Genomic DNA, 20727 nt, shown 5'->3' with positions numbered 1-20727 from the left:
GGTCGGTGAAGACCAGGTCGTACGCAGAAGGCTGGATGGGTCAAGGCCGCACGGGCCCACTTCTTGGTCACATTCGAAGAACCTGTGCGGCCGTTGTCACGTCACGGCCCTGGTCCAGCAGCATCGCGGACCGCGTCGTAAACCTCGTCGCCTACCAGGGCAGAGGGCCCGCCGCGTCGAAGTAGCCGCCGGTCGGGCCGTCCGGCCCCAGTTGAGCCATCCGAACGATGATCTCGGCGCCCTGCTCGACGGTCTGCGTGCCCTCGTGCCCGTTCAGGTCCGTCGCGGTGTAGCCGGGCTCCACGGCGTTGATCCGCATCCGTGGGAACGCCTTGGCGAACTGCACGGTGAGCATGTTGACCGCGGTCTTGGAAGTCGGGTAGGCAACCCCCGGGTACCCCTTGCCGGCCTGGGCCAGCGAGGCCAGGCTGCTGCTGACATTGACCACGACCGGGGCGGCGGAGCGTTCCAGCAGTGGCAGGAAGGCGTGGGTCACCCGGACCAGGCCGAAGACGTTGGTCTCGAACACCTCCCGCATCACGTCGGCGGTCAGCTCCGCGGCGCCGATGATGTCGCCTCCCGGTGAACGCACCTCGATTCCGGCGTTGTTGACCAAGACGTCCAGGTCGCCGTCGGCCTCAATGGTGGCCACCGCGGCGGCAACCGACGCATCGTCGGTGACATCGAGTTGCACGAACCGGGCGCCGAGCTCGGCCGCGGCGGCCGAGCCCCGCTCGATGTTGCGCGCTCCCAGGTAGACGGTATGGCCCGCGGCGGTCAGGCGGCGGGCGGTCTCGTGGCCGAGGCCTTTGTTGGCCCCGGTGATCAAGGTTGTCGTCATGGGGCACAGCTTCCCTCCGGGATGATGCGACCGGCCAGTGGTTCACGACGCGGTCTGCGATGCGGCTCGGCCAGGGCGCCGAGGCCCATCGTGCGATCGCTTCACTGGTCGCGGACCGCTCCAGGCGTCGGCCGACCCGCCGCAAGCCGGGTACCGAACCGCTGATCACCTACCAACCACCCCTCAGGCCGACACGTCCTGAACTCAATCGCGGACCGAGTCGTTACTCATGCACACCAAAACGCGCTCAAGCGCTGTCAACCGGTAGCAGCTCACAACCCCTGTCCCATGGTCCAGCAGGGACGGGAGGAGTGCGCGATGTCGGCCGGCGGGACGCGTCGTCGGTGGGAGAGGATCTACGCGTTGTCGGCCGACGGAGACCCGATGTCGGCTAGCGGGAGGGGCCGGGGCCCAGCGGCTTGACCCAGCGGCTCCACTCCGGCTGCGGGGCGTAGCCCGCCGCTCGCCACGCGTGGTGGGCCAGGTCGTTGCGGTCCAGCACCATCGCGTCGCCGCGCCGCCCGCCGAGCGCGGCGAACCGCTCCTCGGCCGCCTGGAGGAGGGCGGTCCCCACGCCCTGGCGCCTGTGGCCGGGGTGCACGGCGAGCCGGTAGAGATGGCAGCGCCAGCCGTCGAAGCCCGCGATCACGGTCCCGGCGAGCTCGCCGCCCCGCTCGGCCAGCAGCAGCGACTCGGGGTCGCGGTCGAGCAGGCGGGCCACGCCGTCCCGGTCGTCGCTGATGCTGGTGCCCTCGGCCGCCTCCTTCCAGAAGGTCAGTACGGTGTCGAGGTCCGCGGGCGCCGCGGCGCGTATGACGAGATCGTTCATGGCGCGATCCCATCACCGCCCGGGGCGCGGCGTCGATCGAATTGGCGCCGGTCCCGCGATACGAGATCCGGCTTGTGGGTGCTAGCGGATAGGCGCTAGCGTGAGGCCGTGGCGAAGACACAGCTGAACGTCCGGGTCGACGAGGCCACCGCGGAGGTGGCGCGGGAGCGCGCGCTGCAGCGGGGCATGAGCATGAACCGCTACATCGAAGAGCTCGTCCGCAAGGACGCCGGAGAGGTGGGCCATACCTTCGTGGAGGCGGCCGCCGACTTCATGAAGCAGTACCGGACCGTATTCGACGAGGAGTTCGGCAAGGAGGGCGAGGCGCGCTCTTGAATGTGCGGATCGACCTCGCCTGGCTGCTGATGGTCGCCGAGCGCAGCACCCCCGGAGACTCGCAGGTCACCGACTACGGCGCGCTGGTCGCCGCCGTCAGCAGACATGAAGCCGAGATATTCGGCACCCCCATCTACACCGACCCGCAGACCAGGGCCGCTGCCCTGCTGCAGCTGCTTCTGCTGGTGCCCGCCCTGGAGCGGTCGAACGCGCTGTTCGCGTCGGCCGTCGCGTACGCGTATCTCATCGCCAGCGGGCTGAAGATCGCCACCACCCCCGAGCGCGTCCGCGACCTGGCCCGCCTGGTCAAGGACGGCACCGCCGACGTCCACACCATCGCCGCCGAGCTGCGCAGCTGGAGCGCGTGAGCGGCGTGCCGCCGCGATCGGGGCGGCACATCGGCCCAGGATCTGTGCATCCAGCCGAAGGAGCCGCGATGCCACGTAACGGAGCACAGCGAGGACTGCGAAGACAGCACGGAAGATTCGGATCCACAGCAACGTCGTTCATCGCCGGGGCGGTCGGCGCCGCCTTACTGCCCCTCATGGGAGGGGCCGCGGTCGCGGCCGACGGTTCGCGCAAGGCACAGGTGATCACGGACGCGGCCGTCCACCCGGTCAAGGAGGGCACGACCGCCAAGGTCGAGATCTCCGTCGCCACCACCGGCTCCGGGCCGCTCGACGAACCCGTCACCGTCGACTACACCACCGAGGGGGACGGCGGCACCGCCACCTCCGGCGAGGACTACCGACCTGTCGAGGGCAGCGTGACCTTCCCGGCCGGCACCGCCTCCGGCGCCTCTCGCACCGTCGAGGTCGTCACCGCGAGAGGCGGCGGCGCCGAACCGGCCGAGACCGTTCCGCTCCATCTCACCGTCTCCGGCGCCAAGGCCCCGGCCGAGACGTCACGGGTCGTGATCGACGCGCACGGACTGCCGTACCTCGACCCCGAACTCCCCGTGCGGCGGCGCGTGAAGGACCTGCTGTCCCGGATGTCGCTCGAGGAGAAGGCCGGGCAGATGACCCAGGCCGAGCGCAACGCGCTCACCGCGCCGGGCGACATCGCCGACTACAACCTCGGTTCCCTGCTGTCCGGCGGTGGGTCGGCGCCCACCCCCAACACGCCCGCCGCCTGGGCGCGGATGGTGGACGCCTTCCAACTGCGCGCCCAGGCCACCCGCTTCCAGATCCCGCTGGTCTACGGCGTGGACGCGGTCCACGGCCACAACAATGTCGTCGGGACGACGATCATGCCGCACAACATCGGCCTCGGCGCCACCCGCGACCCCCGGCTGGCCGAGAAGACCGGCGCGGTGACCGCCTCCGAGGTGCGCGCCACCGGCGTCCCCTGGGACTTCGCGCCCTGCGTATGCGTATCGCGAGACGAGCGGTGGGGGCGGGCGTACGAGTCCTTCGGCGAGGACCCGGCGCTGGTCACGGCCATGGAGACGGTCATCAAGGGCATGCAGGGCGCGCCCAGCGGCAAGGATCTCGACCGCCGCGACAAGGTGCTGACCACCGCCAAGCACTTCGTGGGGGACGGCGGTACGGAGTACGGCTCCTCGACCACCGGCGGCTACCCCATCGACCAGGGCGTCACCAAGGTCACCCGCGAGGAGCTGGAGATGGTCCACCTCGCGCCGTTCCGGGAGGCCGTGGACCGCGGGGTGGGCACGGTCATGCCCTCGTTCTCCTCGCTCGACATCCTCGGCGACGGTCGGGCGCCGCTCAAGACGCACGCCGACGGGGCGATGATCAACGGCGTGCTGAAGGACCGGATGGGCTTCGAGGGCTTCGTCATCAGCGACTGGCAGGCCATCGACCAGATCCCCGGCGACTACCCGAGCGACGTCCGTACCTCCGTGAACGCCGGGGTGGACATGATCATGGTGCCCACGGCGTACAAGAACTTCCACACCACGCTCGTCGACGAGGTGAAGGCCGGCCGGATCAGCCGGGCCCGGATCGACGACGCGGTCTCCCGCATCCTGACGGCCAAGTTCCGGCTCGGCCTCTTCGAGAAGCCGTACGTGAACAATGGGGACAATGCCGACACCTCCAATCTCGACCGGATCGGCTCGGCAGAGCATCGGGCCGTCGCCCGCGAGGCGGTCGCGAAGTCGCAGGTGCTGCTGAAGAACGCCGGCGGGGTGCTGCCCCTGAAGCCCTCCCAGAAGGTGTACGTCGCCGGGTCCAACGCCGACGACCTCGGCAACCAGACCGGCGGCTGGACCATCACCTGGCAGGGCTCCTCCGGCCGGCACACCGAGGGCACCACGATCCTGCAAGGCATGCGGAAGGCGGCCGCGGACTCGGCCATCACCTACTCCAAGGACGCCTCCGCCCCGACGGACGGATACGACGCCGGGGTCGTGGTCGTCGGCGAGACCCCGTACGCCGAGGGGGCGGGAGACGTCGGCAACGGCCATGACCTGCGGCTGTCCGATGCCGACCAGGCCGCGGTTGACCGGGTGTGCGGCGCCATGGAGTGCGCGGTGCTGATCGTCTCCGGGCGTCCGCAGCTCATCGGCGACCGGCTGGGGGACATCGACGCCCTCGTCGCGTCCTGGCTGCCCGGCACGGAGGGCGACGGCGTCGCCGACGTCCTCTACGGCAAGCGGGCCTTCACCGGGCAGCTGCCGGTGACCTGGCCCAAGTCCGAGGCGCAGCTGCCGATCAACGTGGGCGACGCGGCGTACGACCCGCAATACCCGTACGGGTGGGGGCTGACGACCTCGGCCCGCGCGCCCGGTGAGGCGAAGGCCGCGAGGGAGGCGGGGCGGGCGGATGCGAGGGAGGGGCGTGCGATTGTCACGGCCGCGCGGCTCCTGGTCCAGGACCGGGTCGGGCAGAAGATCACCCCGGCGGTGGCGAAACCCTTCGCCGAGGCGGACCATCTGCTGGTCGGCGGGGATGTGGTGGGGGCGCTGCGGAAGTTGACGGCGGCCTACCGCGCCGCGGAGTGAGGTCGCGGGGGCGGGTGTGGGGTGAGCCGATGGGGCGCACGCGATCACCGCGTGCGCCCCATCGTCGCGTGCGCCCCGCCGTACGGTCAGCCTTGCGCGGTTGTGAACCGCTCCGCGCTCCAGGTCCCGTCGAGCTCGGGCGCCAGCCAGCCACGGGCAGCGGCGCGGAAGTCGGCGGGCTGGAGGGCCGCCGCGCCTTGGGGGAGGGCGCCCAGCAGGGGGGCGCCCGCCGCCTCCGGCAGATCCGCGAGGTTGCAGCGGTCCGCGAGATCCGGGGCCTTGGGCCAGCTGCCGATCACGACGCCCGGGCAGTCAAGGCCCCTGGCGCGCAGCGCCTCCGCCGTCAGTGTCGTCGTGTTGAGCGTCCCCAGGGCCGCGTGCACAACGACCAGCACGGGCGCGCCCAGCAGCCGGGCCGCGTCCGCGAGCGTGCCGCCCTCCTCGTCGAACCGCACCAGCAGCCCGCCCGCGCCCTCCACCAGCACCAGATCGTGCTCGGCGGCCAGCTTCCCCGCCGCCTCGGCCACCTCGTACGGGCGCACCGGAGGGCGTCCCGCCCGGCGGGCCGCGGTGACCGGGGCCAACGGGTCCGGGTAGCGCGCGAGTTCCAGCCGCGTGACCGCCCCCGCCAGCCGAGCCACCTCCGCCGCGTCCCCCGGCTCGTCCGCCCGAACCCCCGTCTGCGCCGGCTTGAGCACCGCCACGGACCGGCCGGCGGCCAGCGCGGTGGCGGCGACGGCCGCGGTGGTGATGGTCTTGCCGATTTCGGTGCCGGTGCCGGTGATGACGAGTACGGGCATGTGGTCGCGCCTTTCGGTGTCGTGCGTGAGCGGACTGTCGCGGCGACTGTGCCGGGTCAACCCGCGCGGGCCGCCGCGTGCAGGGCCGTGCAGATGCGGGCCACATCGTCGTCGCTCGTGATGTACGGCGGCATCGTGTACAGCAGGTCGCGGAACGGCCGCAGCCATACGCCCTCCCGTACCGCCGCGCGGGTCGCCGCCGCCATGCCCGCCCCGTCGAGCGCGTGGTCGAGCTGGACGACGCCGATGGCGCCGAGGACCCGGACGTCGCGGACGCCGGGCAGTTCGGCCGTGGCGGCCAGGCCGTCCCGCAGCCCGGCCTCGATACGCTTGATCTCCTGCCGCCAGTCGTGGCCGAGCAGCAGGTCGATCGAGGCGAGCGCGACGGCGGTCGCCAGGGGGTTGCCCATGAACGTCGGGCCGTGGGCGAGCACCGGGAGCTCGCCGCGCGAGATGCCGTCCGCCACGCGCGGTGTGCACAGCGTGGCGGCGAGCGTCATGTACCCGCCGGTGAGCGCCTTGCCCAGGCACATCACATCGGGGCTGACGCCCGCGTGTCCGGCCGCGAAGAGTTCGCCCGTGCGGCCGAAGCCGGTGGCGATCTCGTCGAAGACCAGCAGCACGTCGTGCTCGTCACAGGCCTCGCGCAACACCCGCAGCAGGCCGGGGGAGTGGAACCGCATCCCGCCCGCGCCCTGCACCACCGGTTCGACGATCACCGCGGCCAGCTCATGGGCGTGGCGGGCGACCAGGTCGCGCAGATGTGCCTCGTACGCGAGGTCCGGCGGGGCGTCGAAACCGGGCGGGGGCGCGTCGGCGAAGAGCTGACGGGGCAGCAGGCCCGACCACAGGTGGTGCATACCGCCGTCCGGGTCGCACACCGCCATCGGCTGCCAGGTGTCGCCGTGGTAGCCGCCGCGCCAGGTGAGCAGCCGCCGCTTGTCGGGGCGGCCGAGCGAGCGCCAGTACTGCAGGCACATCTTGACCGCGACCTCGACCGAGACCGAGCCGGAGTCGGCGAGGAAGACGTGTTCAAGCGGCTCGGGGGTGATCTCCACGAGGCGGGCGGCCAGCCGTACGGCGGGCTCGTGGGTGAGCCCGCCGAACATCACATGGCTCATCCGGTCCAGCTGGCCGCGCGCCGCGTCGTTGAGCACCGGGTGGTTGTAGCCGTGGATCGCGGACCACCACGACGACATCCCGTCGACCAACTCCCGCTGGCCCTCGGCCGGTTCGGCCAGGCGCAGCCTGACCCCGGCGGCCGACTCCACGATCAGCGGGTCCTGGCGGCCGGGCATCGGTCCGTACGGATGCCAGACATGCCGCCGGTCCAGGGCCAGCAGCTCACCGGGCGTCAGCGGTTTGCCGGGCGTCAGCTGCGGCTCAGGCATTGGGCGGCAGGTCCGTGCCCACGCCACGGCGGCGCACGGCGACCAGATCGGTGCGGGCGCCTGCGGCCGGCGCGCCGGCGGGTACGGCGGCGGGTGCGGCGGCCGGTACGGGCTCGGCTCCAGCTCCCTCAGCCACCCCCGCCGCGGGCGCCGCCTCGCCGCACGGCGCGCAGCCCCCGCCCGCCGAGCCGCAGCCCGCGCCTGTTGTCTCCCCCTCAGCACCGCCGTGCTCAGCACCGCCGTGCGAACCGCAGCCCGCCTGTGCCGCCGCCAGCGCGTCGGCCCGGTGCGTGGGCAGCGTCGTCGTGTCCGTGCCCTCCACCTCGAAGCCGGCGTCGGCGATCATCGCGAGGTCGTCCTTGCCGGCCTGGCCCTCGGTGGTCAGATAGTCGCCCAGGAAGATCGAGTTCGCCAGGTGCAGGGCCAGCGGCTGCAGTGAGCGCAGATGGATCTCCCGTCCGCCCGCGAGCCGTACCTCGACGTCCGGGCAGACGAACCGCACCATCGCCAGGATCCGCAGACAGCGCTGCGGGGTGAGTTGCCACTCCTCGGCGAGCGGGGTGCCCTCGATGGGGATGAGGAAGTTGACCGGGACCGAGTCGGGGTCCAGCTCGCGGAGCGAGAAGACCACGTCGACCAGGTCCTCGTCCGTCTCGCCCATGCCCGCGATCAGCCCGGAGCAGGCGGACATGCCCGCCGCCTGGGCCTGCTGGACGGTCGTCACCCGGTCGGCGTAGGTGTGGGTGGTGGTGATGTCCCCGTATGTGGCTTCCGAGGTGTTGAGATTGTGGTTGTACGCGTCGGCGCCCGCCTCCCGAAGCCGCGCCGCCTGCCCGTCGGAGAGCAGGCCGAGGCAGGCGCACACCTCGACGCCTTCGTTCTGTTCCTTGATCGCCTCGATGGTCCGGGAGACCCGCTCCACGTCCCGGTCCGTCGGGCCGCGCCCGCTGGCGACCAGACAGACCCGCTTGGCGCCGCCGGAAACCCCCGCGCCCGCGGCGGCCGCGGCCTCCTCGGGCTTCAGCCAGGTGTACTTGAGGATGTCGGCGCGCGAGCCGAGCCGCTGTGAGCAGTACGAGCAGTCCTCGGGGCACAGCCCGGACTTGAGGTTGACCAGATAGTTGAGCTTCACCCGCCGCCCGAACCAGGCGCGGCGCACCTTGCCCGCCGCGGCCACCACGTCGAGCACATCGTCGTCGGCGGTCGCCAGCACGGCGAGGGCCTCTTCTCGGGTCGGCAGCTCACGCCGCAGCCCCTTGTCCACCAGCGTCTTCAGCAGCTCCATGGGCCGATCCTGCCCTGCGCCCGGGTCCGGGGCAAAGGAGGGATCACACAACACCACTCGTTCCGGGTGTGTGTATTGCCACACCCTGCCCATGCATGGACGCCGATACGTTCTATCGGGACCCGACAGTTGGTGCCCGGTTGCCACGCGGCGGAGCCGGCCGTATCGATCTGCGGCTCTGCCGCGTGGCGATCGCAGTGGACGGAAGGCAGGGACGGCGTATGCCCCAGGATCGCCACGACGACCCGTTCGAGTGGATCGACGAGGAGAGCGAACGGCGGAGCCGCGCCGGACTCGTCCGCACGCTCAAACCCCGCCCCGCCGACTCCCCGCTGCTCGACCTCGCGGGCAACGACTACCTGGGCCTGGCCAGGCACCCGGAGGTGACGGCCGCGGCCGGCGCGGCGGCGGCCCGCTGGGGCGCGGGCTCGACCGGGTCCCGGCTGGTCACGGGGCATACGGAGCTGCACTCCACGCTGGAGGCGGAGCTCGCCGCCTTCTGCGGCTTCGAGGCGGCCTTGGTGTTCTCGTCCGGCTACGCGGCGAACCTCGCCGCCGTCACCGCGCTGAGCGGTCGTGACGCCCTGGTCCTGTCCGACGCGGTCAATCACGCCTCGCTCATCGACGGCTGTCGGCTGTCCAGGGCCGAGGTCGCCGTCGTCCCGCACGCCGACCCCGAGGCGGTGCGCAAGGCCCTCGAAGCCGCCTCTCTGGCTCTGACGGCGGAGGCGGCGGCGCAGCCGCCCCGCGGCGCGACGCGCCCGCGCCGCCGCGCGCTCGTCGTCACCGACTCCGTCTTCTCCGTCGACGGGAACGCCGCCCCGCTGCCCGCCCTCGCCGCCGCCTGCCGCGCGCACGGCGCGGCCCTGGTCATCGATGACGCGCATGGCTTCGGGGTGCTCGGCGACGGCGGGCGCGGTGCGCCGCAGGGGGCGGGCCTCGCGGGCGCGCCCGACGTGGTCGTGACCGTCACGCTCTCCAAGGCGCTGGGCAGCCAGGGCGGGGCCGTTCTGGGACCGGCCCGGGTGATCGAACACCTGGTCAACTCCGCCCGCACGTTCATCTTCGACACCGGCCTCAACCCGGCCGCCGTGGGCGCGGCCCTGGCGAGTCTGCGTCTGCTGCGCCGCGAGCCGGAGCGCGCCGCCCGCGCCCGCGCATTGGCCACCGGGCTGTACGAACGGCTCACCGCCGCCGGGCTGAGCGCGGTGCGGCCCGATGCGTCGGTGGTGTCGGTGCGGGCTCCGTCGCCCGAGCAGGCGGTGCAATGGGCCGCGGACTGCCGCGCGGCCGGGCTGGCCGTCGGCTGCTTCCGCCCGCCGTCTGTCACGGACGGGATTTCCCGGCTACGGCTGACGGCCCGGGCGGATCTGACCGATCAGCAAATCGAGGAGGCGGCCGACACGATCGTACGGACCGCGCCGACCGCCTGACAGCTCAGCTCAGCTCTCGCGTTGGCGCGTGGCCGCGCCGGTGTCGAGCGCGCCGCCGCGGAGCGCGTCGACGAACGTGAGCCAGACGTCCGGGACGAACAGCAGCGCGGGGCCGGACGTGTTCTTCGAATCCCGCACGGCCAGCAGGCCGGGCGGGAGCGAAGCCGTCTCCACGCAGTTGTTCATTCCGGTGCTGTAGCTGCTGCGCCGCCATTGCGCATCGCGCAATGCCGAATCGCAGGGTAGGGACCAGGACATTGTGGACATGGTGCCCCCTCAGGCGCCGCCCCCGATTTTGGTGATGAAGGTCAACGATTCCTTGACGGTCAGGGCGTTGGTCCGCAGCGTGTCGAACGCGGCGCTGTACGCCCGGAGGTCTTCTTTCCGCTCCAAGTAGAGGCTACTCGTCAAGTGGTCGAGAACAACAACATCGAGATCAGTAATGTGCGAAAAGGAAAAAATAATGAAAGGACCAGTGATGCCAATGGGCATTCCGGCGGAGAACGGCAGTACCTGCAGCCGCACTTGAGGCAACGCCGCGACCTCCGCGAGATGCCGCAGCTGGGCCGCCATCACCCCGGGCCCGCCGACCTCGCGCCGCAGCGCCGCCTCGTCGAGCACCGCGTGCAGCCGCAGCGGGCGCGCCCCGCGCAGCACCGACTGACGCGCGATCCGCACCTCCACCAGCGTGTCCACCTGCGGCCGGGGCAGATCCGGCAGCGCCGCGCGGGTCACCGCCCGCGCGTAATCCGGGGTCTGCAGCAGACCCGGCACCACCGTGGTCTCCAGCGTGGACGCGGCCGAGGCCTCCGACTCCAGGCTGATGAAATCCCGGTAGGCGGGCGGCAGCAGATCGCGGTAGGCGTACCACCAGCCGCGCCGCGACCCCTCGGGATCCGATGCGCCCCCACCGCACAACGCTTCCAGCAGGGCGCGCAACTCCGGGTCCGCGACCTCGTACACATCCAGCAGCCGCACCACATCGGACGGTCTCGCTCCACTGCGCCCGGTCTCCAGCCGACTTACCTTCGACTGGTGCCAACCCACCCGGCGCGCGGCCTCGCCGCTGGTGAGTCCGGCGAGATCGCGCAGACGGCGGAGTTCCGCACCGAGCTTGCGGCGGCGTACCGCAGGGCCGTACCGCATGACATCCCCTTTCGGCATTCTCTCGAATTCCCGGTCGCCAGTGTGCCGCTCAAATCCGGTCTTCCGTAGCAGAGTTCACCGTTTCGAGCGACAGATATATGCATAACTCGGTGGATCGCACCCGTTGTGCGGTCCATCGATGGCACTCTGACGCTAGAGCCGCCGGGGCTGCCCACGACTTCACTGGCTTGGCATTACCACTCGCACGCGTCCGCAGCCGCGCCCCGGCTGGAAGGGACAGGGTCGCCATGGCTGACCACCACGAAGCATCCGTCACTCTGCCGAGCGCGCCGGTCTCGGTGACCGCGGCGCGAAGATATGTGACGAGCGTGCTGGCCGAATGGGGTCTGCCGACGGACGCGGAGACCGTCGGCATCGTACGGCTCGTCGTCTCCGAACTCGCCACCAACGCCGTCCAGCACACGATGGGTCAATCGCCCACCTTCACCGTGGATCTGCGGCTGGAACGCGAAGAGCGGCTGAGCATCGGCGTCACCGACAGCCACCCCAGATGGCCCAAACGCCTGCCGCCCGCCACCCATCAGGACAACGGCCGGGGCCTGCTGATCATCCGGTCGCTGGCCGCGGAGTCGGGCGGCGAGGTGTCCGTCATCCCGACGCCGGAGGGCGGGAAGACGGTCTGGATCGCGCTGCCCTGGACCGTTCCCGTGGGCTGACGTGGGCTGACGTGAGCTGAGCGGCGGCCCGTTCGGGTCACCGCGAAGGCCCGACGTACGCGGTCTGACGGTGACGTAGGCGGCCTCACAGCGCGATGCACACGCCGCGCTCACAGGACGCGCTTGACGTGCCCCGTAGTGCCGCGGGCCTCGGCCAGCTCCCGTATGCGCCCGAACACCGGCCCGGCCGTCGGGCTGATCAGATAGTGCGGCATATCGCCGCGCTCGATCACGCCGTACGGGCTGGTGCCCATGAGATACGAGGAGTAGAGGATCAGCCCGTCGGGCCGCCGCACGTCGACGGCCAGCGCGGAGAACCCGGGGAACTCGTCCGTCTGGTACACCCGCAGCCCCTCGGCCTCGGCGCCATAGCGCTCCTTGAACCGGCCGAACCGCTCCAGCGAATCCTTGATCTTCCTCGTCATGTCCTCCTGGTACTGCCGCGCCAGCGTGGCCGCGGCGTCCGAGGACGGGTCCAGCAGAAAGCAGCTGTAGATCCCGCCCCGGCGCAGCAGGCCGAGCACCGCGTCGCGATAGCGGGCCGGGCGCTCGGTGGTGACCAGCCGGCCGGAGGAGGTGCGCAGCGCCGTGCCCATGTCGAGGACTTCCTCGGACGCCGCGTCGAGCAGCCGTGCCTTCTCCTCGGAGCTCGGCCGCTCGGGATACGCGTGCACCGCGGTGCCCCCGTCCAGCCCGCGGCTCGCCAGCCACGCCTTGGCCGCCTGCTGCGGGCCGCCGTCCCCGGCCATCAGATAGACGCGCTTGCCCTCATGGCTCCCCACGGGTGTGAACTGCTCCGCGTACGGGCCCGCGGTGCGGTACACGTCCTCGGAGATCGCCAGGCAGTCCTGAGGGGTCGCCTTCTCCAGATGCGCGGCCAGATTGATGTCGGGGGAGTGGATGGTGCCGGTCCGCCCCTCGCCGGTGTGCTGGATCGTCCCCTTGTGCACGGCCATCCGCAGGTGCAGCTCGCCGCCCACGCCCGCCCGCGCGAACTCGTCCCGCAGATGGACCAGATCCAGGGTGAGGAAGGTCCTGGCCGCCTCCAGCGCGACATCGCGGGCCACGCTCTCGCTGTCGTCATGGACGGCGAAGAACCCGCCGTCGCCCCGCCAGCTCCACACCCCGCTGCGGGCACAGCGGCGCTCCGCCGCCAGCTGCGCGAGCCGTGTGCGCATCCGCTCGCGCAGCAGGTCGAAGGCGTGGGCGGCGCGGTCTCTCGGGTTCGACAGGACGATCGTCGAATATCCGGCCGTGTCGATGAAGACCAGATACACATGGTCGTAGGTCCGGTCCGCCTGGAACTGCTCGGTCACCACAAGCCCCCTCCTGCTGCCGACACCGGGCCACGCTACGCGCGTTGGCACCGGTGTCGAAGACATCGGACATCACATCGGCTCCACCAAGCCACGCTCGACCGCGCTGCGCTCGACGCAGAACTCATTTCCCTCCGGGTCCGCCATCACCACCCAGCCGAGCCCGTCCTCCGTGCGCCGGTCGTCGATGACCGACGCGCCCAGCGAGACCATCCGCTCCACCTCGGCGTCCCGCGTGCCCGAGGGCGGCTGGATGTCGAGGTGGACGCGGTTCTTGCCCTGCTTGGCGTCGGGCACCCGGAGAAACAGCAGGCCCGGGACGCCGGTCTGGTTCGAAGTGATCAGCACCTCGTCGTCATCCGGCGCGGAGCCCTTGAGCGCGTAACCGGTCAGGGCGGACCAGAACTGCGCCAGGGCGTACGGGTCGTGGGCGTCGAAGGTGATGTTGTGAACCGGGTTCAGATAGGACATGTGATCCCTCGCGACGATGGACGGACTTCCCCGACCCCGCCAACGTACCGGCGCCCACTGACAGTCGGTCCGCTACTGACAGCGGGGCCTCTGTGTCGGTCAGCGCACCTTGCCGTACCAGACCTTCTTGGTCCAGATGCGCTCCAGCCGCACCACGGTCCCCGGCTTGGGCGCATGCCAGATCCGGCCGCGCCCCGCGTACAGGCCCACGTGGTAGACGCTGCTCCCGGAATGGAAGAACACCAGGTCGCCGCCGTGGCGGGAGGCGGCCTTGATATGGCGGGTGCGGTTGTACTGCGCGGCGGCCGTGCGCGGCAGCCGCTTTCCGGCCCGCTTGTACGCGTACTGGGTCAGGCCCGAGCAGTCGAAGCGGTTGGGGCCGGCGGCCCCGTATGTGTACGGGGCTCCCTTCTTCGACGCGGCGACCTGCAGCGCCTTCGCGGCGGCGGAGGCCGCCTCGGCCTGCTGCGGAATCCCCGGCCCCGCTACGGGGCCACCGACCGCGGCGACGGTCAGGGCCGAGACGGCGCCGGCCCGGGATACGGCTGTAGGGACTCGTATGTGCGCATTCATCGCGCACCCCCTTCGTCTGCCGGGCCCCTGCCCGGCCAGACCGGCCAGGCGCCCGACGCGGCGGGTCCTGTCGTCCCTGGGATGGTGCCCCCAGCCCGGCATGGATGCGAGGCTGAGGGCGGAGGCGGGGAGGCCGGCAGGGAAGCGAAGAGCACCGCTGGGGCACCGCAACCGGTCCGACGGGGGCGCCGGGGCCGGGTTGGGCCGTCCGGGTGAACGGCGCCGCTTCCCCCGCGTCAGTGCGTGGGCGTCGGGGGCAGCGTCACGCGTTCGGTGCGGCGGTCTCCGTCCAGTACGCGGAGGGCGCGCTCCAGCGTCCTGGTGTGGAGGCGGCTCTCGCCGCGCTCGTGCATCAGGGCCAGCGCGTCCCGGAGGGCGGTGGCCTTCCCCACCAGGGCCTGCGCGGCTCGCAGGCCCGCGTAGGTGTCGCTGCCGCGGGACGGGTTGATTCGGGCGAGCAGATCGACCACGTCCAGATAGCCGTCCACCAGCGCGCCCTCCGCGCGGGTGAGCGCGGGCAGCGGGGGCAGTTCAGGTGGTAGCACGGTCGCTCACCTCGCGTCGCGCAGTGGCCGCGGGTGCTTGCGGCTCTGGGTGAGTCGGTCCACGAGTCCGTATGCCACCGCGTCCTCGGCGTTGAAGATCTTGTCGCGCTCGATGTCGGAGCGGATCCGTTCGGCGGTCTGCCCGGTGTGCCGTACCAGCAGCTCTTCCAGGAGGGCGCGGGTGCGCAGCATCTCCTTGGCCTGGAGTTCCAGGTCGGAGGTCGTGCCCTGGACGGGTTCGCTGAACGACGGCTGGTGGATGAGGACCCGCGCGCCCGGCAGCGCGAAGCGTTTGCCCGGGGTGCCGGCGGCCAGCAGTACGGCGGCAGCGGAGGCGGCCTGGCCCAGACAGATCGTCTCCACGTCGCATGTGACGAAGTGCATCGTGTCGTAGATCGCCGTCATGGCGGAGAACGAGCCGCCGGGCGAGTTGATGTACAGCGAGATGTCCTGGTCGGGGCCGGCGTGTTCGAGGTGGACGAGCTGCGCGATCACGTCGTTGGCCGAGGTGTCGTCGACCTGGGTGCCGAGGAAGACGATGCGCTCGGACAGGAGCTTGGAGTACGGGTCCATGGTGCGGACCCCGTTGCTCGTGCGCTCGGTGAACTCGGGCAGGACGTAGCGCGCCGTCGGGCGTTCCATCGCGTCACCTCTCGGTGTCAGGTGGTAGTCGGGCGTCCGTAAAAAATGTACAGGACGTACATCTCGTTATGATGGGGAGCATGGCCTACGAGATTCCGGTGACGCAAGCCCGAGCAGAGCTCGCCGAGCTGATCAACCGCGTTGTGTACGGCGGCGAGCGGGTGGTCGTGACGCGGCACGGAAAGCCGCTCGTGGCCCTGGTCTCGGCCGATGACCTGCGACGACTTGAGGAGATGGAGTCGGATGAGGCAGGCCGGGCGGGCGCCGAGGAGGAACAGGTGATCAGCACGGTCTCGACCGTCCGCCCGGCGGCGTCCGCTCCCGGCGAACGGCGGCGGTTCGGCATCGCCGCGGAGCACCGCGGCCCGGACGTCGGGGACCGGCGGCGCGGGCGCGGCTGAGGCGGGGCGGTCGGGCGGCCCCGGCTGAGGCCCCCAGCTGACGTGGCCCCGGCTGCCCGGGGCCGGGCGAGCGGTGCGCCCCGCCCGACTCGCCCCCGTCCACCACAACCGCCGCAGTTAACGCCGTGGAAACGCCGCGGAACTAGCCTTCCGAAACCGGGTGCGAGCCGCCCTGGGAACCGGGCCGCAGGTGAGCGGGCAATTCGACCCCGCCCGACGGGACAAGCGTGAGGTGGTAGGCGTGCAGTTGACCCCGCACGAGCAGGAACGGTTGCTCATCCATGTGGCCGCCGACGTGGCCGAAAAGCGGCGGGCCCGCGGGGTGATCCTCAACCACCCGGAGGCTGTCGCGCTGATCACCGCGCACATCCTGGAGGGCGCCCGCGACGGCCGTACGGTCGCCGAGCTCATGTCCTCCGGCCGCGAGGTGCTGACCCGCGAGGAGGTCATGGAGGGCGTTCCGGAGATGATCCACGACGTCCAGGTCGAGGCCACCTTCCCCGACGGCACCAAGCTCGTCACCGTCCACCAGCCCATCGCCTGACGGAGGGCGCCTCCCATGATTCCCGGAGAGATCCTGCACGCGGACGAGCCGGTACGCCTCAACGAAGGCCGCCCCGTCACCCGCCTCACCGTGCTCAACGCGGCCGACCGGCCCGTTCAGGTCGGCTCCCACTACCACTTCGCCGAGGCGAACCCCGGCCTCGACTTCGACCGCGCCGCCGCCCACGGCAAACGCCTGCACATCGCCGCGGGGACCGCCGTGCGCTTCGAGCCGGGCATCCCCGTCGAGGTCGAGCTGGTCCCGATAGCGGGCGAGCGCGTCGTACCCGGGCTGCGTGGCGAGACAGGAGGGTCCTTGTGAGCAGGGGGCACCTCCCAGCGATAGCTGGGGGAGCACGCGAGGCCGCCGGGCCGCGACGAGAATACGAGCCGCACCGCCGCCTCGCGGGCGACGGTGACATGAGCCGCTGCCGCGGCGGGGCGAACGATGGGACGCAGCATGACTGAACTCAGCCGCCCCGTGTACGCGGATCTCTTCGGGCCGACCGCCGGGGATCGTATACGGCTCGCCGACACCGACCTCCTCATCGAGATCGAGGAGGACCGCGCCGGCGGCCCCGGCCGGGCCGGGGACGAAGCGGTGTTCGGCGGTGGCAAGGTGATCCGCGAGTCCATGGGGCAGTCGCGTGCCACGCGCGCCGAGGGGACCCCCGACACCGTGATCACCGGCGCCGTGATCCTGGACCACTGGGGCGTCGTCAAGGCCGATGTCGGGCTGCGCGACGGCCGGATCACCGGCATCGGCAAGGCGGGGAACCCGGACACCATGGACGGCGTCCACCCCGACCTCGTCATCGGGCCGGAGACGGAGGTCATCGCGGGCAACGGCAAGATCCTCACCGCCGGGGCCATCGACGCTCACGTCCACTTCATCTCCCCGACCATCGCCGACGAGGCGCTGGCGGCGGGCATCACCACCCTGGTCGGCGGCGGCACCGGCCCCGCCGAGGGCACCAAGGCGACCACCATCACGCCGGGCCCCTGGCATCTGGCCCGGATGTTCGAGGCGCTGGAGGGCTACCCGGTCAATATCGGGCTGCTCGGCAAGGGCAACACCGTCTCGCGCGAGGCGATGTACTCCCAGCTGCGGGGCGGCGCCCTCGGGTTCAAGATCCATGAGGACTGGGGCGCCACCCCCGCCGCCATCGACGCGTGTCTGGGGGTGTGCGAGGAGAGCGGCGCCCAACTCGCCATCCATACGGACACCCTCAACGAGGCGGGCTTCGTCGGCGACACGCTCGCCGCCATCGCCGGGCGTTCCATCCACGCGTACCACACCGAGGGCGCGGGCGGTGGGCACGCGCCGGACATCATCACCGTGGTGTCCCAGCCGAACGTGCTGCCCAGCTCCACCAACCCGACCCGCCCGCACACCGTCAACACCGTCGAGGAACACCTCGACATGCTGATGGTCTGCCACCACCTCAACCCGGCCGTCCCCGAAGACCTCGCCTTCGCCGAGTCCCGCATCCGGCCCAGCACGATCGCGGCCGAGGACATCCTGCACGACCTCGGCGCCATCTCGATCATCTCCTCCGACTCCCAGGCCATGGGGCGGGTCGGCGAGGTCGTGCTGCGCACCTGGCAGACCGCGCATGTCATGAAGCGCCGGCGCGGCGCCCTGCCTGGCGACGGCCGCGCCGACAACCACCGGGCGCGTCGCTATGTCGCCAAATACACCATCAATCCGGCCGTCGCCCAGGGCCTGGACCATGAGATCGGCTCCGTGGAGACCGGGAAGCTCGCCGATCTGGTGCTGTGGGACCCGGCGTTCTTCGGCGTCAAGCCGCAGCTGGTCATCAAGGGCGGGCAGATCGCGTACGCGCAGATGGGCGACGCCAACGCGTCCATCCCCACGCCGCAGCCGGTCCTGCCGCGCCCCATGTTCGGCGCGATCGGCCGCGCCCCCGCCGCGAACTCGCTCAACTTCGTCACCCGGACCGCGCTCGACGACGGCCTGGTGGACCGGCTCCGCCTCGGCAAGCGGTTCGCCCCGATCCGCAGCACACGCGGCGTCACCAAGGCCGATATGCGGGAGAACGACGCCCGCCCGCATGTCGAGGTCGACCCCGACACCTTCACGGTGACCATCGACGGGGAGCCGGTCGAACCGGCCCCCGCCGCGGAACTGCCCATGGCGCAGCGCTACTTCCTCTTCTGAGCGGACGTGGCGACCATGACCGTGCCCATGTCCGCGGCCGCCGCCCGGGCGGCCCTGCTCGTCCTCGCCGACGGCCGGTTCCCGGCCGGAGGCCATGCGCATTCCGGAGGCGCCGAGGCCGCCGTCAAGGCGGGCCGGATCCGGGACGCGGGGTCGCTGGAGGAGTTCTGCCGGGGCCGGCTGCACACCGCCGGGCTGACCGCGGCGGGGCTCGCCGCCGCGGCCGCCGCCGGGCTCGACCCGCTCCTCCTCGACGAGGCCGCCGACGCCCGTACCCCGGCCCCCGCCCTGCGCGCCACCGCGCGGCGGCTCGGCCGGCAGATGATGCGCGCCGCACGGGCCGCCTGGCCAGGACCGGAGCTCGATGCCCTCGCCGCGGCCCGCCCGCGCGGCGCCCACCAGCCCGTCGTCCTCGGCCTCGCCGTACGCGCCGCCGGAGCGAGCCCGACGGACGCCGCGCATATCGCCGCGTACGAGTCGGTCAGCGGGCCCGCGACCGCCGTCGTACGGCTGCTGAGCCTGAACCCCTTTGACGCCACCGCCGTGCTCGCCCGCCTCGTCCCCGAGCTGGACCAGGTCGCGGCGCGGGCCGCCGAGGCGGCCCGACGGGCCCTCGACGAGGGTCCGGACGCGCTGCCCGCCGCCTCCGCGCCGCTGCTCGACATCACCGCCGAAGCGCATGCGGCCTGGCCCGTACGCCTCTTCGCCTCGTAGCAGCCTCAGCCCCCCGGAGCCGTCATGCATCTCGACCACGCGGACACCGACATCTACCCGCAGCGCCACACCTACAGCAGCGCCGCCGACCCGCGCCGCCCCGACGGCACCCGCCGCGCCCTGCGGATCGGCCTCGGCGGCCCGGTCGGGTCCGGGAAGACCGCGACCGTCGCCGCGCTGTGCCGCGCGCTGCGCGACGAGCTGTCGATCGCCGTGGTCACCAACGACATCTACACCCGCGAGGACGCCGAATTCCTGCTGCGCAACGCCGTCCTGCCGGCCACGCGCATCACGGCCGTGGAGACCGGCGCCTGCCCGCACACCGCGATCCGCGACGACATCTCCGCCAACCTCGAGGCGATCGAGGACCTTGAGGACGCCGTCGGCCCGCAGGGCGGCCTCGACCTCGTCTTCGTCGAGTCCGGCGGCGACAACCTCACCGCGACCTTCTCCAAGGGGCTGGTCGACGCCCAGATCTTCGTCATCGACGTCGCGGGCGGCGACGACATCCCGCGCAAGGGAGGGCCCGGCGTGACCACAGCCGACCTCCTGGTCGTCAACAAGACCGACCTCGCGCCGTACGTGGGTTCCGACCTGGACCGCATGGCCCACGACGCGCGCGCTCAGCGCGGCGATCTGCCCGTCGCCTTCACCTCGCTGGTCACCGAGAACGGCGTCAAGCCGGTCGTCGACTGGGTACGCGACCGGCTGGCCGCCTGGACGGCGGCCCACGCGTGAGCGGCGTCCGGGCCGCCGCCCGGATCGTCGCGGAGGCGGACGGGCGGGGCGGGACCGCGTTGCCCGTGCTCGCCGGCGACGGGCCGCTCGCGTTGCGGCGGACACGAGGGGTGGGGGCGGAGGCGCGGGTGACTGTGGTGGGGGCGATGAGCGCGCCGCTCGGCGGGGATCGGATCGGCCTCGACGTGGTGGTGGGGCCGGGGGCGCGGCTGTCCGTCGGGTCGGCGGCGGCGACCATCGCGCTGCCCGGGCGGTCGGGCGAGCCCGCCCACTACGACGTACGGCTCACCGTCGGCGACGGCGCGACGCTGTGCTGGCGACCCGAGCCGGTCATCTCGGCGCGCGGCAGCGACCTGCGGATGACCTGCCGCGTCGAGCTCGCCCCGACCGCCCGTCTGCTGCTCCGCGAGGAGCAGGTCCTCGGCCGGGCCGGAGAGCCGCCGGGGCGGCTGACGACCCGTCTGGCGGTGTACCGGGCCGGGCGGGCCCTGCTGGACCAGGAGCTCGGCTACGGGCCGGGCACGCTCGGCTGGGACGGCGGAGCGGTCCTCGCCGGGCATCGGGCCGCCGGTCAACTCCTCCTCGTCGCCCCGGCCTTCGAGGAGCGGCCGGTATCCGTCCGGCAGCTCGGCGAGACGGCGGTGCTCACCCCGCTCGCGGGCCCCGCCGCCCTGGTCACCGCGGTGGCACCGGACGCGCTGCGGCTGCGGAGGCTGTTGGACCAGGTAACCGGCGCCGGGGCGGGCGGGTGGCACGGGGCCGCCGAAGAGCCCGCCGCCGACGGCGGCATGTCAAGGCGAGGATCCTCCTGACACTCTTTGAACCCTCCCCCAGCTGAAGCAGGGGGATTCCTGGCTCAGAAAGCCCCGCAGGTCAACGACCTGAAAGGTCTTACTCCC

Annotated in this window: 24 protein-coding genes; 12 read left to right on the top strand and 12 right to left on the bottom strand. The window is 72.0% G+C overall.

Features of this window, described 5'->3' with window-relative positions:
* Positions 1–151 precede the first annotated feature (151 nt).
* Both ACH4U7_RS43555 and ACH4U7_RS43550 read right to left on the bottom strand, forming a co-directional pair.
* A complete protein-coding gene (locus ACH4U7_RS43555) occupies positions 152–841 on the bottom strand; it encodes an SDR family NAD(P)-dependent oxidoreductase (protein WP_398533311.1) in 690 nt (229 codons plus the stop codon).
* Positions 842–1232: 391 nt separating this feature from the next.
* Positions 1233–1670, bottom strand: coding sequence for a GNAT family N-acetyltransferase (locus ACH4U7_RS43550; RefSeq protein WP_398533310.1), 438 nt, complete (start codon positions 1668–1670; stop codon positions 1233–1235).
* A 108-nt stretch (positions 1671–1778) separates the two neighbouring features.
* On the opposite strand from ACH4U7_RS43550, the gene ACH4U7_RS43545 reads away from it, so the two are divergent.
* From ACH4U7_RS43545 to ACH4U7_RS43535, 3 genes are all read left to right on the top strand, one after another.
* On the top strand, positions 1779–2006 hold the full coding sequence (locus ACH4U7_RS43545; RefSeq protein WP_089511726.1) for an antitoxin: 228 nt from the start codon (positions 1779–1781) through the stop codon (positions 2004–2006).
* Positions 2003–2374: a fic family toxin-antitoxin system, toxin component gene (locus ACH4U7_RS43540; RefSeq protein WP_398533309.1), complete on the top strand. Its 372-nt coding sequence runs from the start codon at positions 2003–2005 to the stop codon at positions 2372–2374. The genes ACH4U7_RS43545 and ACH4U7_RS43540 overlap by 4 nt, the downstream gene beginning before the upstream one ends.
* A gap of 176 nt (positions 2375–2550) precedes the next feature.
* Positions 2551–4971, top strand: a complete 2421-nt coding sequence (locus ACH4U7_RS43535; protein ID WP_398533308.1) for a glycoside hydrolase family 3 N-terminal domain-containing protein — start codon at positions 2551–2553, stop codon at positions 4969–4971.
* An 86-nt stretch (positions 4972–5057) separates the two neighbouring features.
* Here the strand turns inward: ACH4U7_RS43535 and bioD are convergent, their stop codons facing one another.
* Genes bioD through bioB form a run of 3 tightly spaced genes read right to left on the bottom strand, consistent with a single transcriptional unit; the run spans position 5058 to position 8447 of the window.
* The gene (gene bioD / locus ACH4U7_RS43530; RefSeq protein ID WP_398533307.1) at positions 5058–5771 is read right to left on the bottom strand and encodes a dethiobiotin synthase; all 714 of its coding nucleotides are present in this window, start codon (positions 5769–5771) and stop codon (positions 5058–5060) included.
* Between the two features lie 56 nt (positions 5772–5827).
* A complete protein-coding gene (locus ACH4U7_RS43525) occupies positions 5828–7162 on the bottom strand; it encodes an adenosylmethionine--8-amino-7-oxononanoate transaminase (protein ID WP_398533306.1) in 1335 nt (444 codons plus the stop codon).
* Complete coding sequence (gene bioB / locus ACH4U7_RS43520; protein WP_398533305.1) at positions 7155–8447, bottom strand: biotin synthase BioB; 1293 nt, start codon at positions 8445–8447, stop codon at positions 7155–7157. The genes ACH4U7_RS43525 and bioB overlap by 8 nt, the downstream gene beginning before the upstream one ends.
* 221 nt (positions 8448–8668) lie before the next feature.
* Here bioB and ACH4U7_RS43515 point away from each other — a divergent pair, with 221 nt between their 5' ends.
* On the top strand, positions 8669–9880 hold the full coding sequence (locus tag ACH4U7_RS43515; protein ID WP_398533304.1) for an 8-amino-7-oxononanoate synthase: 1212 nt from the start codon (positions 8669–8671) through the stop codon (positions 9878–9880).
* Between the two features lie 9 nt (positions 9881–9889).
* Here the strand turns inward: ACH4U7_RS43515 and ACH4U7_RS43510 are convergent, their stop codons facing one another.
* Together ACH4U7_RS43510 and ACH4U7_RS43505 are read right to left on the bottom strand one after the other, a co-directional pair.
* Positions 9890–10108, bottom strand: coding sequence for a DUF397 domain-containing protein (locus ACH4U7_RS43510; protein ID WP_398533303.1), 219 nt, complete (start codon positions 10106–10108; stop codon positions 9890–9892).
* 48 nt (positions 10109–10156) lie between these two features.
* Positions 10157–11026, bottom strand: coding sequence for a helix-turn-helix domain-containing protein (locus tag ACH4U7_RS43505; RefSeq protein WP_398533302.1), 870 nt, complete (start codon positions 11024–11026; stop codon positions 10157–10159).
* Between the two features lie 248 nt (positions 11027–11274).
* On the opposite strand from ACH4U7_RS43505, the gene ACH4U7_RS43500 reads away from it, so the two are divergent.
* Positions 11275–11703, top strand: coding sequence for an ATP-binding protein (locus ACH4U7_RS43500; RefSeq protein ID WP_089511719.1), 429 nt, complete (start codon positions 11275–11277; stop codon positions 11701–11703).
* Positions 11704–11813: 110 nt separating this feature from the next.
* Here the strand turns inward: ACH4U7_RS43500 and ACH4U7_RS43495 are convergent, their stop codons facing one another.
* The 5 genes from ACH4U7_RS43495 to ACH4U7_RS43475 form a co-directional block, all read right to left on the bottom strand.
* Positions 11814–13019 (bottom strand): hypothetical protein, encoded by a 1206-nt coding sequence (locus ACH4U7_RS43495; RefSeq protein ID WP_398533301.1) that lies wholly within the window; start codon positions 13017–13019, stop codon positions 11814–11816.
* 72 nt (positions 13020–13091) lie between these two features.
* Positions 13092–13490, bottom strand: coding sequence for a VOC family protein (locus ACH4U7_RS43490; RefSeq protein WP_398533300.1), 399 nt, complete (start codon positions 13488–13490; stop codon positions 13092–13094).
* A 99-nt stretch (positions 13491–13589) separates the two neighbouring features.
* Complete coding sequence (locus tag ACH4U7_RS43485) at positions 13590–14063, bottom strand: C40 family peptidase (RefSeq protein WP_398533299.1); 474 nt, start codon at positions 14061–14063, stop codon at positions 13590–13592.
* A gap of 236 nt (positions 14064–14299) precedes the next feature.
* Positions 14300–14608, bottom strand: coding sequence for a hypothetical protein (locus ACH4U7_RS43480; protein WP_398533298.1), 309 nt, complete (start codon positions 14606–14608; stop codon positions 14300–14302).
* Positions 14609–14614: 6 nt separating this feature from the next.
* Complete coding sequence (locus ACH4U7_RS43475) at positions 14615–15250, bottom strand: ATP-dependent Clp protease proteolytic subunit (RefSeq protein ID WP_398533297.1); 636 nt, start codon at positions 15248–15250, stop codon at positions 14615–14617.
* Positions 15251–15330: 80 nt separating this feature from the next.
* Here ACH4U7_RS43475 and ACH4U7_RS43470 point away from each other — a divergent pair, with 80 nt between their 5' ends.
* The 7 genes from ACH4U7_RS43470 to ACH4U7_RS43440 all read left to right on the top strand — a co-directional run bounded on the left by ACH4U7_RS43470 (position 15331) and on the right by ACH4U7_RS43440 (position 20640).
* Positions 15331–15651 carry a type II toxin-antitoxin system Phd/YefM family antitoxin gene (locus tag ACH4U7_RS43470; RefSeq protein WP_398533296.1) on the top strand — a complete coding sequence of 107 codons (321 nt, stop codon included), beginning with the start codon at positions 15331–15333 and terminating at the stop codon, positions 15649–15651.
* A gap of 241 nt (positions 15652–15892) precedes the next feature.
* Complete coding sequence (locus ACH4U7_RS43465) at positions 15893–16195, top strand: urease subunit gamma (protein ID WP_089511712.1); 303 nt, start codon at positions 15893–15895, stop codon at positions 16193–16195.
* A gap of 15 nt (positions 16196–16210) precedes the next feature.
* Positions 16211–16516 (top strand): urease subunit beta, encoded by a 306-nt coding sequence (locus tag ACH4U7_RS43460; RefSeq protein WP_385616214.1) that lies wholly within the window; start codon positions 16211–16213, stop codon positions 16514–16516.
* 138 nt (positions 16517–16654) lie between these two features.
* Positions 16655–18376: an urease subunit alpha gene (locus tag ACH4U7_RS43455; protein ID WP_398533295.1), complete on the top strand. Its 1722-nt coding sequence runs from the start codon at positions 16655–16657 to the stop codon at positions 18374–18376.
* Positions 18377–18391: 15 nt separating this feature from the next.
* On the top strand, positions 18392–19090 hold the full coding sequence (locus tag ACH4U7_RS43450) for an urease accessory protein UreF (protein ID WP_398533294.1): 699 nt from the start codon (positions 18392–18394) through the stop codon (positions 19088–19090).
* Between the two features lie 24 nt (positions 19091–19114).
* Positions 19115–19828, top strand: a complete 714-nt coding sequence (gene ureG / locus ACH4U7_RS43445; RefSeq protein WP_398533293.1) for an urease accessory protein UreG — start codon at positions 19115–19117, stop codon at positions 19826–19828.
* The gene (locus ACH4U7_RS43440) at positions 19825–20640 is read left to right on the top strand and encodes an urease accessory protein UreD (protein ID WP_398533292.1); all 816 of its coding nucleotides are present in this window, start codon (positions 19825–19827) and stop codon (positions 20638–20640) included. The genes ureG and ACH4U7_RS43440 overlap by 4 nt, the downstream gene beginning before the upstream one ends.
* Positions 20641–20727: the final 87 nt, after the last annotated feature.

Origin of the sequence: Streptomyces sp. NPDC020845, from assembly GCF_044334165.1 — a bacterium.
Classification (GTDB): Bacteria; Actinomycetota; Actinomycetes; order Streptomycetales; family Streptomycetaceae; genus Streptomyces.
The sequence above is the reverse complement of the archived record's forward strand: the minus strand, read 5'-3'. Positions and strand labels throughout refer to the sequence as shown.

What these genes read in the sequence shown, in the direction of transcription:
- ACH4U7_RS43555 (WP_398533311.1), bottom strand. Translation starts at nt 841, where the DNA reads ATGACGACAACCTTGATCACCGGGGCCAACAAAGGCCTCGGCCACGAG.
- ACH4U7_RS43550 (WP_398533310.1), bottom strand. Translation starts at nt 1,670, where the DNA reads ATGAACGATCTCGTCATACGCGCCGCGGCGCCCGCGGACCTCGACACC.
- ACH4U7_RS43535 (WP_398533308.1), top strand. Translation starts at nt 2,551, where the DNA reads ATGGGAGGGGCCGCGGTCGCGGCCGACGGTTCGCGCAAGGCACAGGTG.
- bioD (WP_398533307.1), bottom strand. Translation starts at nt 5,771, where the DNA reads ATGCCCGTACTCGTCATCACCGGCACCGGCACCGAAATCGGCAAGACC.
- ACH4U7_RS43525 (WP_398533306.1), bottom strand. Translation starts at nt 7,162, where the DNA reads ATGCCTGAGCCGCAGCTGACGCCCGGCAAACCGCTGACGCCCGGTGAG.
- bioB (WP_398533305.1), bottom strand. Translation starts at nt 8,447, where the DNA reads ATGGAGCTGCTGAAGACGCTGGTGGACAAGGGGCTGCGGCGTGAGCTG.
- ACH4U7_RS43515 (WP_398533304.1), top strand. Translation starts at nt 8,669, where the DNA reads ATGCCCCAGGATCGCCACGACGACCCGTTCGAGTGGATCGACGAGGAG.
- ACH4U7_RS43505 (WP_398533302.1), bottom strand. Translation starts at nt 11,026, where the DNA reads ATGCGGTACGGCCCTGCGGTACGCCGCCGCAAGCTCGGTGCGGAACTC.
- ACH4U7_RS43500 (WP_089511719.1), top strand. Translation starts at nt 11,275, where the DNA reads ATGGCTGACCACCACGAAGCATCCGTCACTCTGCCGAGCGCGCCGGTC.
- ACH4U7_RS43490 (WP_398533300.1), bottom strand. Translation starts at nt 13,490, where the DNA reads ATGTCCTATCTGAACCCGGTTCACAACATCACCTTCGACGCCCACGAC.
- ACH4U7_RS43485 (WP_398533299.1), bottom strand. Translation starts at nt 14,063, where the DNA reads ATGAATGCGCACATACGAGTCCCTACAGCCGTATCCCGGGCCGGCGCC.
- ACH4U7_RS43475 (WP_398533297.1), bottom strand. Translation starts at nt 15,250, where the DNA reads ATGGAACGCCCGACGGCGCGCTACGTCCTGCCCGAGTTCACCGAGCGC.
- ACH4U7_RS43470 (WP_398533296.1), top strand. Translation starts at nt 15,331, where the DNA reads ATGGCCTACGAGATTCCGGTGACGCAAGCCCGAGCAGAGCTCGCCGAG.
- ACH4U7_RS43460 (WP_385616214.1), top strand. Translation starts at nt 16,211, where the DNA reads ATGATTCCCGGAGAGATCCTGCACGCGGACGAGCCGGTACGCCTCAAC.
- ACH4U7_RS43455 (WP_398533295.1), top strand. Translation starts at nt 16,655, where the DNA reads ATGACTGAACTCAGCCGCCCCGTGTACGCGGATCTCTTCGGGCCGACC.
- ACH4U7_RS43450 (WP_398533294.1), top strand. Translation starts at nt 18,392, where the DNA reads ATGACCGTGCCCATGTCCGCGGCCGCCGCCCGGGCGGCCCTGCTCGTC.
- ureG (WP_398533293.1), top strand. Translation starts at nt 19,115, where the DNA reads ATGCATCTCGACCACGCGGACACCGACATCTACCCGCAGCGCCACACC.